At 50.7% G+C, this 15,910-nt stretch carries 14 protein-coding genes; all 14 read right to left on the bottom strand.

The features are described from left to right. Positions 1 to 158: 158 nt before the first annotated feature. Positions 159 to 1,343 carry an iron-containing alcohol dehydrogenase family protein gene (locus tag DWX00_RS06245; protein ID WP_118594888.1) on the bottom strand — a complete coding sequence of 395 codons (1,185 nt, stop codon included), beginning with the start codon at positions 1,341 to 1,343 and terminating at the stop codon, positions 159 to 161. 78 nt (positions 1,344 to 1,421) lie between these two features. Continuing rightward, positions 1,422 to 2,945: an APC family permease gene (locus DWX00_RS06240; RefSeq protein ID WP_118594860.1), complete on the bottom strand. Its 1,524-nt coding sequence runs from the start codon at positions 2,943 to 2,945 to the stop codon at positions 1,422 to 1,424. 3 nt (positions 2,946 to 2,948) lie between these two features. Further along, complete coding sequence (locus DWX00_RS06235) at positions 2,949 to 3,569, bottom strand: cytidylate kinase-like family protein (RefSeq protein WP_117509835.1); 621 nt, start codon at positions 3,567 to 3,569, stop codon at positions 2,949 to 2,951. A 163-nt stretch (positions 3,570 to 3,732) separates the two neighbouring features. After that, complete coding sequence (locus DWX00_RS06230; RefSeq protein WP_118594859.1) at positions 3,733 to 4,950, bottom strand: aspartate aminotransferase family protein; 1,218 nt, start codon at positions 4,948 to 4,950, stop codon at positions 3,733 to 3,735. A gap of 4 nt (positions 4,951 to 4,954) precedes the next feature. Beyond that, entirely contained in the window at positions 4,955 to 5,194 is a 240-nt protein-coding gene (locus tag DWX00_RS06225) for a hypothetical protein (protein WP_118594858.1), read from the bottom strand. A 93-nt stretch (positions 5,195 to 5,287) separates the two neighbouring features. After that, positions 5,288 to 5,842: a helix-turn-helix domain-containing protein gene (locus DWX00_RS06220; protein ID WP_117509833.1), complete on the bottom strand. Its 555-nt coding sequence runs from the start codon at positions 5,840 to 5,842 to the stop codon at positions 5,288 to 5,290. Between the two features lie 193 nt (positions 5,843 to 6,035). Beyond that, positions 6,036 to 6,752, bottom strand: a complete 717-nt coding sequence (locus tag DWX00_RS06215; protein WP_055220004.1) for a SigB/SigF/SigG family RNA polymerase sigma factor — start codon at positions 6,750 to 6,752, stop codon at positions 6,036 to 6,038. A 33-nt stretch (positions 6,753 to 6,785) separates the two neighbouring features. Continuing rightward, the gene (gene spoIIAB / locus DWX00_RS06210) at positions 6,786 to 7,256 is read right to left on the bottom strand and encodes an anti-sigma F factor (RefSeq protein ID WP_270423031.1); all 471 of its coding nucleotides are present in this window, start codon (positions 7,254 to 7,256) and stop codon (positions 6,786 to 6,788) included. A 38-nt stretch (positions 7,257 to 7,294) separates the two neighbouring features. Beyond that, positions 7,295 to 7,618, bottom strand: coding sequence for an anti-sigma factor antagonist (locus tag DWX00_RS06205; RefSeq protein ID WP_022461763.1), 324 nt, complete (start codon positions 7,616 to 7,618; stop codon positions 7,295 to 7,297). A 207-nt stretch (positions 7,619 to 7,825) separates the two neighbouring features. Then, the gene (locus DWX00_RS06200) at positions 7,826 to 9,241 is read right to left on the bottom strand and encodes a tetratricopeptide repeat protein (protein ID WP_022461762.1); all 1,416 of its coding nucleotides are present in this window, start codon (positions 9,239 to 9,241) and stop codon (positions 7,826 to 7,828) included. Positions 9,242 to 9,250: 9 nt separating this feature from the next. Further along, on the bottom strand, positions 9,251 to 9,424 hold the full coding sequence (locus DWX00_RS19850; RefSeq protein ID WP_022461761.1) for a hypothetical protein: 174 nt from the start codon (positions 9,422 to 9,424) through the stop codon (positions 9,251 to 9,253). A gap of 26 nt (positions 9,425 to 9,450) precedes the next feature. Further along, entirely contained in the window at positions 9,451 to 10,746 is a 1,296-nt protein-coding gene (locus DWX00_RS06195; RefSeq protein ID WP_055220006.1) for a bifunctional folylpolyglutamate synthase/dihydrofolate synthase, read from the bottom strand. Positions 10,747 to 10,928: 182 nt separating this feature from the next. Beyond that, positions 10,929 to 13,145 carry an LTA synthase family protein gene (locus DWX00_RS06190; RefSeq protein WP_070100823.1) on the bottom strand — a complete coding sequence of 739 codons (2,217 nt, stop codon included), beginning with the start codon at positions 13,143 to 13,145 and terminating at the stop codon, positions 10,929 to 10,931. Beyond that, the gene (locus DWX00_RS06185; protein WP_118594857.1) at positions 13,146 to 15,797 is read right to left on the bottom strand and encodes a valine--tRNA ligase; all 2,652 of its coding nucleotides are present in this window, start codon (positions 15,795 to 15,797) and stop codon (positions 13,146 to 13,148) included. Positions 15,798 to 15,910: the final 113 nt, after the last annotated feature.

The following is a 15,910-nucleotide window of genomic DNA, read 5'->3' as shown; positions in this document are numbered from 1 at the left end:
TAAAAAAATCCACCCCTCGCTGCTTTGTTTTGTAAGAACAGCACGATAAATTTATTTTACAGCACATATTTTCGGAAGACAAGCAGAAAAAGGACGATTCTGTACATACTTTTCACAGCATCGCCCTTTACGGTTTCTTCTATAAATTAGCTTGTCTCTTACAGTGCTTTCCGGTACAGCGCCTCGATGTCCTGCTGACAGGACGCTCTCGGGTTGACGGCGATGTTTCCGCTCTTCATCGCATCTACCGCCATCGGCACGATTTTGCTCTCGATCTCCTCTGCTGTCACTTCTTTTCCCTTTGCCGCCTGGCGGATCGCATCGGTCAGGCTGGCCGGGATTCCGATGGCTGCGGTCAGCTCGCGGATCGCGCCGACCAGCATCATCGGCTCAAATTCATCGGCGTATGCCGGGATTTCGCTGATGTAGTTGTAGATCTTCAAATATCTTCCATGGTCTGCCAGTGCATTGTACTCTGCGATGACCGGAAGCAGAACGGCATTTGCCACGCCGTGCGGCACATCGAAGAAGGCGCTCACAGGATGACTCATTGCATGGACATTTCCAAGTCTTGCGTAGGAAAATGCAATACCCGCGAACAGCGAACCGGTCAGCATCGCCTCTGCGGCTTCGAGATCGGTTCTGCGCGCCACGAAACGGCGGATATTTTTACCGATCAATTCCATCGCTTTTTCTGCCATGGCATCGGAAAACGGAGATGCAGCTGTAGAAATATAAGCCTCCTCCGCATGGATAAAAGCATCAATACCGCACGCTGCCGCAACGGATGCCGGAGCGGAAGTTAAAAGTTCCGGATCGAGAATCGCGTACTCTGGAAGAAGTTCATAGCTAAATACGGTCAGCTTGTAATCTCTGCTGTGGTCGGTGATCACGGAAAATGCGGTCACCTCGGAGCCGGTTCCCGCAGTCGTCGGAATGGCAATCAGCGGGACAATTTTTCCCGGCACTTTGTGTGCGCCTTCGTATTCCGTGATGCTTCCGCCGTATTTTGCCGTCACACCGACGGCCTTTGCTACATCCATCGGAGAACCGCCGCCGAGTGCTACGAGAAAGTCTGCGCCGGAAGCAAGATAGCTCTCGGTTGCTTTTTCTACTGTCGTCACAGACGGATTCGCCTCAATATCTGTGAAAATATCGGCTGCGATGCCTGCCACTTTCAGGCTGTCCGCTGCTTTGTCCACAACGCCCATTTTTTTCAGGGTAGGACCGGAAAGAATCATCGCATGGGTTCCGCCCATCTTCTTGGCACACTCCGGCAGTTTGGCAAGCGTTCCTGCTCCGACAATAATATTCTGTGGAATCGAAAATTCGAATGAATTCATCTTATTTTTCCCCTTTCTTTCAGAAAGCGTGCCGAAAATTTTTCTTTCCGACACGCTTTGTTTTATCCTATCTCAGCTTCAGCCAGCCATTTTGGCAAGGACACGGTCGATTGCTGCATCGATGACAACGTCGAGTTCCGCATCGTCTGCCTCCGGCATCAGGGACGCTGCGTCCTCGTCGGAGATCAGCTCGATCAGGCTGCCGAACTTCTCTTTATATTTGAACTTGCAGACTGCAAAGAATACAACACCGAGGAGGCTCCAGCCGCCTACCATCAGCCACTCCTGCCATACCAGCGTTCCGCCGGAACCAGGAATGCAGTAAACAAGCACCATGCATCCGGACATCAGAACCGCCATCGTTCCAACAAATTTGTATGCCGGAACACGGTACGGACGCGGCATATCCGGTTCTTTCTTCCGCAGGATCAGGAAGGAAAGAGATACCATACAGTAGGCAAGACAGCATCCAAAGTTACCTGCATCACAGATCCACACCATCATGCCTCGTCCTGCAAACGGAGCCAGCATAGTCAGCGCGCCGATCAGGAACAGGGCGTTGATCGGAGTTTTGTGCTGCGGATGAAGCTTTGCGAACATCGGCGGAATCATGTAGGATTCAGCCATAGAGTACAGAGCACGGGAACCGCCGATCATAAAGGAGTTCCAGGATGTGATGATACCGCACATACCGCCGACGATGATGACTTTTGCCATAACCGCTGTACCGAACGCTTTCGCCATCGCATCTGCTGTGACAAGTCCGGTTCCTGCTTCCGAGCTCAGGATTTCGGACGGGTTCAGCACATAGCCGACAGCCAGGATAACACAGGAATAGAAAACAACAGCGAGTACAACGGAGAGAATCATCATTTTACCGATTTTCTTTAACGGAACGTTGATTTCCTCTGCTGCCTGCGGGATAACGTCAAAGCCGATGAAGAAGAACGGGGTAACAACAGCAACTTTGATGATGTTCTGGAACATCGTTCCGGTGCTCTCGCCGACGAACATCTGTCCCTGCAGATTGCTGGAATCTCCGTTGATCACGGATGCCACAATCAGAAGGATACCAGCGCCGCCGATGATACAGGTAAGGACCGTCTGCAGAACGGCTGCTGTTTTTGCGCCCAGCACATTGATCAGTGTGATGAGGAACGCTACAATAACGGCTACGGCTACCCAGGAAGCATAGATATCAAATCCTGCCACGCTGTACATATAGCCTTTCAGGAATCCCGGCCACAGATACGTGATGATGGTTGGGAAGGCGCACGCCTCGAAACACGTAACACTGACATATCCTAAAATAATCGCCCAGGTACAGATGAACGAACCGTTCGGGCCCATCGCCTTGTAGCTGAAGACGTGCTCGCCGCCGCACTGCGGCATCGCTGCAGTCAGTTCTGCGTAAGTCAGTCCGATGAAGAAGATCATGACACCGCCGATCACAAACGCAATTGAAGCTCCGACAACGCCGCCCTTCTGAATCCAGCTTCCTGAGGATACGACCCAGCCCCAGCCGATCATGGCTCCGAAAGCGATGACGAGAATATCCCATGCACCTAATACTTTGTCAAATTCTGATTTTTTCTGTTCCATGGCTTATTCCTCCCCGCTTCCGTATTTCTTCTGAATCAGTTCCTCGAGATATTCCGCTGTGCCCTCCACACCAAGGAATGCACTGTTGATCAGAATGTCTCGGTTGTGCCGGTCTCCGCGGTTGCTGCCGGTCAGCGCCAGATGACGCTTGTGATACCGTTTGTCCTTCTCGAGCAGCAGAATTTTTGCATCGCTCTCGGAAAGGCTGTGGCTCTTCATGATATTCTGAATGCGGATCTCATCCGGTGCATAGATAAAAGCCCGGAGGAGCTTGATATCTTTGCTGTCCTTTAAGATGTAATCCGCGGATCGTCCGATGATGACGCAGGCCTCTTTTTCTGCCAGTTTCCGGATGATCTGCTTCTGTACATGAATCGCACGCTCGGTCAGGTCCGCATATTTTGAGAAGGATCCACGGACATCGCCCTCGGCTCCTTTTCCGGCAATCGTACCGCCCTCTTCTACACGGTTCATGATGTCTTTCGGAATTCCGACTTCTTCAATAATCTGATCCACCAGATCGCGATCGTAGAACTTAATTCCGAGATCCTCCGCAATTTTCCTGCCGATGGCATTTCCTTTGGCTCCGTACTCGCAGCCGATTGTGATAACCAGATGTCCCATACCGTTTTCCTCTCACATTTAATTTCTCTGTTTTACCTGTTGTTTCCGATTCACAGAATGAAAAGAAAAACAGGACAGGGGCGAAGCATGGTTCTTTGCTTTTTGACGTCCTTGTCCTGTTCTTTTCACGCTATGAGATTTTCTTTGTTTCTATAAGAATTCTTTATTTTTCCAGAGCTTTTACGGTTTCTTCGATGATAGCAACTGCCTTGTCGCAGTCCTCCCCGGTTACGATAAGCGGAGGGATCAGACGAATGATGTGCGCCCCGATGGCTGTGATCAGCAGATGGCGGTCAAGGCAGCCATGTTTGACTTCTACGCCGCTGATGGTATCATCAAACTCTACGCCGACCAGCAGTCCCTGATGTCTGACTTCTTTGACATGCGGCAGTTTTGCTAATTTTTCTGCGAAGTAATCACCGACTTTCTTTGCATTTCCGGCAAGGTCGCGGTCGATCAGTTCGTTGACTTCTGCCAGTGCTGCTGCACAGCTGACTGGATGGCCGCCGAAGGTAGTTCCGTGAGATCCCGGGGTAAAGGCTTTTGCTACTTCAGCTGTTGCGCAGATTGCGCCAATCGGCATTCCGCCGCCAAGACCTTTTGCCATGGATACGATATCCGGTTTGATGCCGTAGTTCATGTAAGACATTACCGCACCGGTTCTGCACCAGCCGGTCTGTACTTCATCAATCAGAAGCAGCATGTCGTTCTCATCACAGAACTTCCGGAGTCCCTGCATGAACTCTTTCGTTGCCGGATGAACACCACCTTCGCCCTGTACCGGCTCAACCATGATGGCGATGGTGTTTTCGGTACATGCATCTTTGAAGGCCTGCAGATCATTGTACGGTGCGTAGGAGAATCCGTAGGTCATCGGTCCGAATCCAACCTGGCATCCGTTGCCCGGCTGACCGGTTGCAGACATGGCACCGAAGGTTCTTCCATGGAAGCCCATCTTTGCGGTTACGATGTGGTAACGGTTCGGGCCGTATTTCTCGATGCCGTACTTTCTTGCCATTTTGATCATGGCCTCGTTCGCCTCGGTACCGGAGTTCTGATAGAAGATCTTGTCCATGCCGATGGTCTCGCAGACTTTCTCAGCAAGCAGTGCCTGCGGGATGGTGTATGGATAGTTGAAGGTATGCATGATATCGTCGAGCTGCTCTTTTGCTGCTGCAACAACTTTCGGGTTTCTGTTTCCGGCGTTGTTTACGGCGATTCCTGCGTAAAAGTCAAGATACGGCGTTCCGTTTTCGTCGTACATGTACATCCCCTCTGCGGTTTCTGCAAGGAAATCGAAACGCTCGTAGGTCTCGATCATGTACTTGTTTACTTTGTCTTTGATGTCCTGAACCGTTAATCCTGTGTCTTTTAATCTCATAGTGTTATCCTCCCATAGCGTTGAAAAGATTTTTTAAATAAAAAACAAAAAAGCAAAGACTACTCGTTGGTAAGCGTCTTTGCTTTGTTTTTCGTTTATTATTTTGTACAACCATACAATAGCACCACTCCCTATATTTGTCAATTACTTTTTTAAAAAAGTTTTTTATTTTTGCTTTTTCTTTAACACCCGCTTTTCCTATTCTTTTTTGATGTTTTTTCGTCTTCCACCGTATTTTTTTCATATCCGTTGTTTTTTATTCTGATGTTCCAGTGGACTTCTGTCCATTATATTGAACAGTTCATTCAAAAAAAGAAAGCCTGTTATTCTGCGGCTTTTAGTGATAGTCGAGAAAGAAACACATGCAGCTCGTCTTCTCCGTCCCTCTGTTGCGGTAGATGTGGGTCTGGTCTGTCTCGAAACGGAATGCCTGCTTCAAGTGGATCTCATGCTCTTTTCCATTGCACTCCACGGTCATCACGCCGTCTGTCACCACCAGGTACTCTCTTGTTTTCTCTCCGTGGCCGCCGCTCACATACGTTCCGCCCGGTTCGATGTCGATGCGGTAGATTTCCACAAGCCGCGTGTCCTCATACGGAAAGAACGTCCACACAGTGTACTGCCCCTCCAGCTCTTTCGTCGGAACCAGATCCTCCGGTGTCACAAGATAACTATCCACCAGCGGCGTTGCAATCAGCTCCTGAAATTCAATCCGCAGGCCGCTCGTAATCTTCCCGAGCACGCCAAGCGACGGGTTCGCCGTTCCCTTTTCGATCTGCGAGAGCATACTCTTGCTGACCCCGGTCTGCTCTGAGACCTGGTCGAGACTCATCCCTTTCGACTGCCGGATCCGTTTCAGATTGACCGCCACATTTTCTGTCAGATAATCCATGTTCTTCCACCTGCCTTTCTTCGTATTTCGCTCATTGTAGCACACCTTCCTCCGATATTCCAGTGAATATTTTTAAACTTTCTGCCGCCTTTCCCCGCTTCGCCTTTCTTTTCTTCCTTTATCCGCCCGGGTTTCAGGCACTTTTCTCTGCCTTTCCCAGGAAAAGCGCCCTTCCGCCGGATTTGTATTTTTGTCAGACCTTTTCCATCCGCATCTGCCGCAGAATCTTCTTTTCCATCCGCGACACCTGCACCTGCGAAATCCCCAGTTTTCCGGCGATCTGCGCCTGCGTCATGTCCTGAAAATAGCGCATGTAGATGAGCTGCCGCTCCTTCGCGGGCAGTCGTCCCAACAGCTCTTCCAAGAAAATCCGGTTCAGCAGCTTTTCCTGCCCGTTCTCTTTTTCCGGAATGCGGTCCATCAGAGAAATATCGTGGTTTTCCCCCTGATAGATGGTCTTCTGCAGCGATTCCACCTCCGCGCCGGACTCCATCGCCTCCACGATTTCCTCCACGGTAACATCAAGCTCCCCCGCTATCTCCGCCAGCGTCGGATCGCGCCCGTTCTCCCGCTCCAGCCGCTCCCGCACCGCATACGCTTTCCACGCCAGTTCCCGGATCGGGCGGCTCACCTTCACCATCCCCTCCGACCGCAGAAACCGCCGGATCTCCCCCGCAATCATCGGAACCGCATACGTCGAAAAACAGACTTCAAACGAAGGATCAAATTTATCAATCGCCTTCAACAGCCCAATGCTCCCGATCTGGCACAAATCCTCCATCTCCACCCCGCGGTTTGCAAACCGCCTCACCATGCTCCAGACCAGTCCCATATTTTCCTCTGCCAGTGTATCCCTTGCCGCTTTATCCCCTTCGTGTGCCTTTTCGATCAGGGCAAGCGTATGTTCCATGCATTCTGACTCCTATGACTTCCGATCCGGCCCTTACATTTCCGGATGCACACCGATTTTCCGTTTCATCACCACTTCCGTCCCCCATCCCGGATGCGACCTTACTTCCAGCTCATCCATAAACGCCTCCATAAACGAAAACCCCATCCCCGACCGCTCCAGCTCCGGGCAGGTCGTAAACATCGGCTCCATCGCCTTCTCCACATTTTCGATCCCGACGCCGGTATCTTTTACCGTCACCTGAAACACCTTCTCCTCCAGATCCAGCACACACTTCATCTGAATTTTCCCTTTTTCCTGCCGGTATCCGTGAATCATCGCATTCGTAACCGCCTCCGAAATCGCCGTCTTGACATCCGCCACTTCCTCCACCGTCGGATTCAGCTGCGCCAGAAACGCCGCCGCAGACACCCGCGCAAAACTCTCATTGCAGGGACGGCTCTCAAATTCCAGCGTCATCGTATTCCACCGCATCTTCTCTTCTGTTTTCATCCTTTCTCGCATCATCCCATTCCCCTTTCTGCCCACTCCCCGTCCAAAACCTACTTCCACGTCTTCTCCTCTTCCACCTCAATCACCCGCGTCACCCCCGACATCACCAGAATCCTCCGCATCCGCTCTCCCACATGCACCGCTCTCACCTTCCCGCCAATCAGCTCCATCTCCCGAAACCTCCCCATCACCAGTCCAATCCCCGAACTGTCCATAAACACCGTCTTCCGAAAATCAAACACCACCTCCCTCACATTCCTCTCCACCAAAATCTCCCCCGCCTCCTCCCGAAGCCGGTCAGCCACAAAATGATCCACCTCTTCCGGAAGCCGAATCGTCATCACCGCATCCTTCACCCAAACACGATTATCCATTTCCTATCCTCCCTCTTTCCTGTCATAAAATAAAAAACACAAAAGATTTTTCGCCGTAAAGCGAATTTCATCTTTTGTGTTTTATCTTCTCACTTTTATACTTTTTTGCCCTTCGTCCCACGCAACCTCCGCGTAGTCAGTGGTATCAGCCCGACGAAACAGCGCCGCATCTCCTGCGGCATTCTGCCCCGTGGGCATCCGTCCTCACTATTCCTCCGTCTTCACAGTCCCCCCCAGCGCCTCAATCTGCTGCTCGGCCTTAGTAGCCTTCTGGGTTCCCGGGAACTTATCGATGATCTCCTGGAACACCGAAATCGCATTATCGGTATCCCCACTCAGCCGATACGCATGCGCCAGATAGTTAAGCACCGTATAGTCACTGTCGTTGATATTCTTAGCCTTCGAAAGCTTATCAATCGCCTCAGTGTAATTCGCATCGTCAAATGCATTCACACCCGACTGCGAAAGCTCCTGGAACATAGACGACTGCATGCTCTTGTAAATAGTGTCATACACAGCCTTTGCGTCCACAGAAAGCACCTCCGGGTTGACCTCGGTCAGTGCGTTTGTTGCGTTGCTCGTGTTGCCCTGCTGCTGCGCTTCCACAGCCTTTAAAAGGTTCTCGTAGGAAGCCGCCGTATCCTGTGCCGTCTGGATCTGCTGCTGCGCAGAAGCCGTCGTTTCGTTCAGAGAATCCACCTGGCTCTGGAGCTGGTTCAGCTGGGCCTCCTGGCTCGCCATCTTGCCGCTGTATTCCACAACCTTCTCGTCCGCCTGCCGGTTAATTCGCTGCGTATTCGCAGGCCCGATCAGGAACCACACAACCAGTGCGCCAAGCACCAGCCCAATACCGATATTCAGCATCGTTGCCGCTGTAGACGTCTCGCGGAACGTCGGCGGAATAATCACCGTATCCCCGCTTACCACGCGCTCACGCTCGTCCTCGCGCTGCTCCTCCGTACGCTCCCTGCGGCCGAACCGCCGCGGCTCCAGCGACGTCTGCGTACCCGTCTGGAAATCAACCTCCTTCAGGAAACGAAGCGTCGTCGAGTTCGTCTTGTCAATTTTCGCCGCCTTTTTCAGAATCTTCCGCGCTTTCTCATACTCACCCTTGTGAATATAAATCAGCGCCAGCAGATGATATCCCTTGATCAGCTTCGGATTCTGGTTCAGAATCTTGCGCAGCTGGATCGCAGCCACATCCTCATTGTTCTCGCGGCAGCATTTCAGCGCACTGTTGTATTTCTTGATCGTCTGATTGATCATATCCAGCTTCGCCTGCTCCGCCTGCAGCGTCGCAATATACTCCGTCGCCACATTATTCTCCGGCATAATATTCTTGCTGATGATCCACTCACTTAACGCCGCAACCGCTTCACCCGTCTCAAAATAGACAAGGCCTAACAAGTTCCGCGCATGGATATTGTATTTGTTAAACTTCAGGCTCCGCCGCAGCATATCGATCGCTCCGGAAAGATCCCGGATCTCCGCCTTGTCGAGGCCCAGATTGTAGTACATATTCGAAAGAGAAAAACATTTTCTCTGTACTCTCAGGTTAAAACCACAGTTGGGACAGATCTCCATTCCGACGTCCACAACCGATTTACAATTCATACAGTTCATTCCGGCACCTTACTCTTCCTTTTCCGCTTCTGTCTCGTTTTCCTGTTCCGGCTTGTCGTTTTTCATCATTTCTTTCAAAATGTCGATCACATCCGTCAGATCACGGCTGTAAATCGCATCCTCCACCTCATCCACATCGAGACACGGTTTAAACTTCTTCAGTTCTTCTTCGTAATTTAACATAAACAAAAAATTCCTTCCTGTATTCACTAACCATTCCGCTTTGCAAGATATGCTTTCAGTTCGCCCGCCAGATACAGAGAACCCACGCAGAACAGCATGCCGCTGCCCTTTTTGCCCAGTGCCTTCTCATACGCTGCCCCGATCTCCGGTTCCGCGCAGACATCCGTGCATCCTGCTTTTCTGAAGTCCTCTGCAAGCACTTCCGCCGGTACGACGCGGCTTCCGTCGATCTGCGTTGCAACAACATGGGACGGATGAATTCCCTCGCAGATTTCACCGATCATCTCATGATAGTGCTTGTCTGCAACTGCCGTGAACAGAATCGTGATCTCGTTTTCTTTCGCAAAATAGCCTGCCGTGCTGACAAACTGTGCAATGCCGTCCTCGTTGTGCGCGCCGTCGATGATGACGCCCGGCGCAGCCATTTCCATACGGCACGGCCATTTGATCTTCGAAAGGCCTTCCGCAAGCACGTTCTTAGGAATGTCGTGCACGTCCTGCAGAATATGCATCATGTAGAACGCAAGGCTTGCATTCATCATCTGGTATTTTGCCACATACGGAATCGCAAGCTCTGCTTTTTCGCCGCCCGGATATGCAAAGGTAAAGGTGATACCCTCGCGGCTCTGTGTTTTCATCTCATAGAACGACGGCTCCATCGGCCATGCCGGGCTTCCCATCTCTTTCGCCTTTGCGGCAATGACAGAAGCCGGACCTGGCTGGCTGGCGTCGTAGATTACCGGGACACCGGCTTTGATGATGCCGGCTTTCTCTCCCGCAATCGCCTCGAGGGTGTCGCCGAGATACTCGGTGTGGTCGCGGCTGATGGACGTGATGATGCATGCCAGCGGCTTTTCGACCACATTTGTCGCATCCAGCCGTCCGCCAAGGCCGGTCTCCATGACCAGGTATTCCACGCCGGCTTCTTTGAAAATCAGCATTCCCATCAGGAACAGCGTCTCAAAATAGCTCGGATGGCCTTCGCCCTCCGCCTCGTATTCTTTGGCTGCTTTTTCCACTTTGAGAAATGCGTCGAGAAACTGCTCATCCGACACATCTTCCCCGTTGATCTGGAACCGCTCGTTGATGCGTACAAGGTGCGGGGAGGTAAAAAGTCCTGTCTTTTTGCCGCCTGCAAGCAGCATCGCATTCAAGTACGCGCAGACGCTTCCCTTTCCGTTCGTGCCCGCCACATGGATAATTTTGATCCCTTCCTGCGGATTCCCAAGGCGCGAAAGAAGCTCCCTCGTATGTTCCGGCGGATGCTTCACCGTAAATTTCGGTATTGTTTCGATATAATCAACTGCTTCTGTATAATTCACTTTATTTCACCATTCTTCAGTATTTTAGGGCTGCTTTCAAACCCTAGTATCATTATAATCGAGTGACCGGATATGTCCATAGCAATTTTCAAAATTTTGTCCCGACTTTTCGACTTTCCCCGTAAAAAGATACAGTGGGACGTCAAAATCCGCCCCACTGTATGATCTTTCGGACACTCTTTTTAATTCTGCAGACCGCCGTCTTCGGCCGGTTTATCGCTGTTTTCTGTTTTTGACGGCTCAATCTTGTCGCCTTCGCCCTCCGGCGCACCGGACGGCGCTGCCGTCAGTTCATCCTGCGGCGCAGTGCTCGTATTGGCATTTTCCTGCGTCACATCTGTTTTCGTGCTGTCCGGGTTCGGCGTCGGCGTCGGTGTAGATACCGTTTTTGGCTCTTCATACATCATCGGCTCTGTCCTTGTCAGCACCTTCTTCGTCGAGCTGTTGCTCTGCTGCGCGATTGTAATCTGATCACCGTCTTCCAGGGTCAGACTATGCACCATCAGAATCGACGGGCTGACATAAACGGTATCCTGTATCTCCTCGTTGACTTCCACACGGCTCGATGCCGTAAAGTTTTCTCCGTAAAAATACCAGGTATCTTCTCCGGATTTTTCGATTCGTTCCAGTGTTACCGGCAGAGCACCCATCTGCAGCTTCACACGCTCATACGGTGTCTCTCCGTCTTCTCCGTAAACGTACCGTTTTCCATACAGCATATCATACTGCAGCACCTCGAGATCCACCTGATAATTCTTCGTATTCCGTCTCGTCTGATGATACCGGAAAATGGTTCCGTCATGAATTCCCACACGGTTCATAACCTCTGCTGCAATCTGGTAGGAAGCAATGTTTTCCTGTTTTCTTTTCAGTCCCATATTATCCCAGATTACGTATTCGGTCTGATACAGATAGCGGTTCTCCAGATCTTCTACTTTCAGTCCCATCGTTGGCAGATGGTCCCCGTACATCACAAGTACCACCGGCTCCGGATAATCCGCAAGCTTTGTCGTCAGCTCTTTGACAAATTTGTCCATCTCATGGATCTGATTTACATAATATTCCCAGGAGTAATTATTTTTTTCCCGGTCTTCCGCGCCTGTCACTGTAATCTCCGGATCGTCAAGCACCGGCTCTGTCGGATAATCACCGTGGCCCTGTACCGAAATCGTATAGATATAATCCGGTTCGTCTGTCGCATCGAGCGTTTTTATGATCTCTTTTGTCAGAATATGGTCTTTTACCCATCCTGTCGCCGTCACATCCGAGATATCCGGCATATATTCCTCCGAGGTAAAGGTATCAAAACCAAGACGTGAGAATACACTTCTTCTGGAATAGAAGTTTGCTTCATTGTTGTGGATCGCATGGGTCGCATAGCCAAGATTCTTTAAAACATACGGCGCACTCTCACAGGTCTCCTCTGAAAGCACCGATTTGTACGGATACTCACCCGCTCCGAAATACCGGAGGCTCATGCCGGAAATAGTTTCAAACTCTGTGTTTGCTGTTCCGGCTCCCACCACCGGCACGCGGAGATAACCGGAAGAATAATCCTTCATCAGCTGCCGGTAATACGGGATCGGATCCTCGGAAATGTTGAGGAAATTAACCAGCTCCGGATCGAAAAAGGACTCCAGCTGCAAAAAGATAATATTCGGTTTTACCGTATCATCCTCTTTTTGTTCGCCTTCACTCGTCTCAATCTGTTTCACGAGCTGTTCGGAATAGCCGTTCGGCTCTGAAATTCCCGTATCAAACAGGGTGACTGCCAGACAGTACGGATAGCCGTAATCCTGGTAGGCAAATGCGATGTTGACGAAATAGCTGGAAAGCACACGCTTTGCAAGCGCCAGATTTGTTGCTCCCGTAAAGAGTACAATTACCAGAGCAATCAACGGCACATTCAGATACCAGCGGATTTTCCCCTGAAATTTCGGTCCTTTGATCCAGACCCATACAAAAAATGCCAATAATGCCACAAGGGCTGCTACGACGAGGATCATGGTACCTTTCGACAGATACTTCGTCACGACCTTTGCGCCGTCACTTAAATTCCGCAAGTCCGGTCCGGTAAACGGCGTGACGCGGTTTGCCAGAATCACACCGTTAATGATGCCGAGCAGCAGCCAGAAACAGCTCATCACCAGCCGTACCAGCACACGTCTGCGGAACAGATAAACTACCATAAAAGTAGTGAAGATCAAAAATGCATTGTACAAAAAGACCCATGGGCTTTCCACCATGTAGCTCCATGCAGATGCCAGCGAATGGCGGGAAAATGCTTCAATCACCAGATACAGAATACAGCATCCCAGGGCCTGCAGCGGCAAAGAGAGCCAGTTGCAGACTTTCACTACGGTTTCCTTGTTTCCATGCAGTTTTTTTCCTTTTTTCATTTATTTTTTCAGCTGCTCCAATCTTGTCTGAACCTGCTCCATCATCTGCTGATAGTTCGCCAGTTTTTCTTTCTCTGCCTGAACTTTTGCTTCCGGAGCTTTGTTAATAAAGTTCGGGTTGCCAAGCATGCCGTTGGAACGTGCGATCTCTTTTGTCAGACGCTCTTCCTCTTTTTCAAGGCGGGCGATCTCTTTTTCAAGGTCAACCAGCTCGGCAAACGGGATATAGATCGTCGCCTGCGGGATCACTGCGGATACTGCGTCGTCTGCAATACCGGCTTTATCTGCCTGTACGTGAACTTCGCTTGCACCTGCCAGTGTTCCGAAGAATACGGCGCCGTTTCGGAAGGTTTCCTGTACAGCAGCATCTTCCGTTACAACGAATACGCTTGCTTTCTTTGACGGCGGTACGTTCATACTGGTGCGGACACCACGGATGCTTCTTACCGCCTCTTTCATCATCTCAACGGCTGCCTCATCCTCTGCGTATGCAAAGTCTTCGGTCTCTTTCGGCCATGCGGCGATCATGATGGAATCCTCGTCCGGATTCAGTGTGCAGTAGATTTCCTCTGTGATGAACGGCATAAACGGATGCAACAGCTTTAATGCATTGCCAAGAACGGTTTTTAAGGTCCACAGTGCAGCGCCCTTCGTCTCGTCGGTCTCGCTGTACAGACGCGGTTTTACCATCTCGATGTACCAGTCGCAGAACTCCTCCCAGATAAAGTCGTAAACCTTCTGTACGGCGATACCGAGCTCGTAGCGGTCCATGTTGTCCGTTACTTCCGTTGCCAGCGTGTTTACCTTAGAAAGAATCCATTTATCTGCCAGTGTCAGTTTGTCTTTTGGCATTTCAGACGGAACTTCTGCTTTTTCCAGGTTCATCATGATGAAACGGGAAGCGTTCCATACTTTGTTTGCGAAGTTACGGCTGGCTTCTACACGCTCCCAGTAGAAACGCATATCGTTTCCAGGTGCATTACCGGTCATCAAAGTCAGACGGAGAGCATCTGCACCGTATTTGTCAATGACTTCGAGCGGATCGATACCGTTTCCGAGGGATTTACTCATCTTGCGACCCTGGGAATCACGAACGAGTCCGTGGATCAGTACGTGGTGGAACGGAACCTGTTTAGTCTGCTCCAGTGCGGAGAATACCATACGGATAACCCAGAAGAAGATGATGTCGTATCCGGTTACGAGTACGTCGGTCGGATAGAAGTAATCAAATTCCGGTGTTTTCTCCGGCCATCCTAAAGTGGAGAACGGCCACAGAGCGGAGCTGAACCAGGTATCCAGGGTATCCGGGTCCTGGGTGAGATGGGTGCTGCCGCATTTCGGGCATTTTTCCGGCATTCCACCTCTTACAACCGTGATCTCGCCACAGTCATCACAGGTATAGGCCGGGATACGATGACCCCACCAGAGCTGACGGGAAATACACCAGTCGTGGATATTGTTCAGCCAGTTCTGATAAATCTTGCTGAAACGATCCGGGATGAAGTTTACTTCCCCGTTCTTCTCTGCTTCGCTGGCAGCGGCAGCCATATCCGCCATTTTTACAAACCACTGTGGTTTGATCATCGGCTCTACGGTTGTCTTACATCTGTCGTGGGTTCCTACGTTGTGAACGTGATCCACTACTTTTACAAGAAGGCCAAGCTTCTCGAGATCCTCTACCATGGCTTTTCTTGCCTCGTAGCGGTCCATGCCGGCGTATTTGCCGCACTTGTTGTTCATGGTTCCGTCATCGTTTAAGATGTTGATCTCTTCGAGGTTGTGGCGTTTTCCTACCTCAAAATCGTTCGGGTCGTGTGCCGGTGTAATTTTAACGCATCCAGTTCCGAACTCTTTGTCTACGTAAGCATCTGCGATAACCGGGATTTCACGGTCGGTCAGCGGCAGTTTCAGCATTTTTCCTACAATATCGGTGTATCTTTCATCCTCCGGATTGACAGCTACGGCAGTATCGCCGAGCAGAGTCTCCGGACGGGTCGTTGCGATTTCTACGAAGCGGCCTTCTTCTCCAACTACCGGGTAGTTGATGTGCCAGAAGTGGCCTGCCTGCTCCTGATATTCAACCTCTGCATCGGAGATGGAAGTCTGGCATACCGGGCACCAGTTGATGATGCGGCTTCCTTTGTAGATCCATCCTTTTTCATACAGACGGCAGAATACTTCTTCTACGGCTTTGGAGCATCCCTCGTCCATGGTGAAGCGTTCTCTCTCCCAGTCTGCAGAGGAGCCGATCTTTCTTAACTGGCTGTTGATGCGTCCGCCGTACTCTTTCTTCCACTCCCAGCAGTGCTCCAGGAATTTTTCGCGTCCGATTTCATCTTTGTCGATGCCCTGCTCTTTGAGCATATTGGTAACTTTTACCTCGGTTGCAATCGCCGCATGGTCGGTTCCCGGCTGCCAGAGGACTTCATATCCCTCCATCCGTTTGAAACGGCAGAGAATATCCTGCATGGTGTTGTCGAGTGCATGGCCCATGTGAAGCTGTCCGGTTACGTTCGGAGGCGGCATCATAATGGTAAACGGTTTTTTGTTCGGGTTTACAGTGGCGTGGAAATATCCTTTATCCAGCCATTTCTGATACAGTCTGTCCTCGAGTCCCTTCGGATCGTAGGTCTTTGCGAGTTCTTTGCTCATGAGATCCTCCTTTTATGTTTGGTGTATTGTGGTATTTATTCCCGCAGAGGCTTGTCTTAAATCAAAAACGCCCTTCACATACACATAACATGCATGCAAAGGGCGAAAATTCC

Source organism: Blautia sp. AF17-9LB, from assembly GCF_003479185.1.
In the GTDB taxonomy this organism is placed as follows: Bacteria; Bacillota; Clostridia; order Lachnospirales; family Lachnospiraceae; genus Fusicatenibacter; species Fusicatenibacter saccharivorans.
Note: the sequence above shows the minus strand (reverse complement) of the source record. Positions and strands in the feature narration are given on the sequence as shown.

Bases quoted from the DNA above. Each gene is read 5' to 3' on its own strand.
- DWX00_RS06245 (WP_118594888.1), bottom strand. From the start codon at position 1,343: ATGAATTCATTCGAATTTTCGATTCCACAGAATATTATTGTCGGAGCA.
- DWX00_RS06240 (WP_118594860.1), bottom strand. From the start codon at position 2,945: ATGGAACAGAAAAAATCAGAATTTGACAAAGTATTAGGTGCATGGGAT.
- DWX00_RS06235 (WP_117509835.1), bottom strand. From the start codon at position 3,569: ATGGGACATCTGGTTATCACAATCGGCTGCGAGTACGGAGCCAAAGGA.
- DWX00_RS06230 (WP_118594859.1), bottom strand. From the start codon at position 4,950: ATGAGATTAAAAGACACAGGATTAACGGTTCAGGACATCAAAGACAAA.
- DWX00_RS06225 (WP_118594858.1), bottom strand. From the start codon at position 5,194: ATGAAAAAAATACGGTGGAAGACGAAAAAACATCAAAAAAGAATAGGA.
- DWX00_RS06220 (WP_117509833.1), bottom strand. From the start codon at position 5,842: ATGGATTATCTGACAGAAAATGTGGCGGTCAATCTGAAACGGATCCGG.
- DWX00_RS06215 (WP_055220004.1), bottom strand. From the start codon at position 6,752: ATGGAACATACGCTTGCCCTGATCGAAAAGGCACACGAAGGGGATAAA.
- spoIIAB (WP_270423031.1), bottom strand. From the start codon at position 7,256: ATGCGAGAAAGGATGAAAACAGAAGAGAAGATGCGGTGGAATACGATG.
- DWX00_RS06205 (WP_022461763.1), bottom strand. From the start codon at position 7,618: ATGGATAATCGTGTTTGGGTGAAGGATGCGGTGATGACGATTCGGCTT.
- DWX00_RS06200 (WP_022461762.1), bottom strand. From the start codon at position 9,241: ATGAACTGTATGAATTGTAAATCGGTTGTGGACGTCGGAATGGAGATC.
- DWX00_RS19850 (WP_022461761.1), bottom strand. From the start codon at position 9,424: ATGTTAAATTACGAAGAAGAACTGAAGAAGTTTAAACCGTGTCTCGAT.
- DWX00_RS06190 (WP_070100823.1), bottom strand. From the start codon at position 13,145: ATGAAAAAAGGAAAAAAACTGCATGGAAACAAGGAAACCGTAGTGAAA.
- DWX00_RS06185 (WP_118594857.1), bottom strand. From the start codon at position 15,797: ATGAGCAAAGAACTCGCAAAGACCTACGATCCGAAGGGACTCGAGGAC.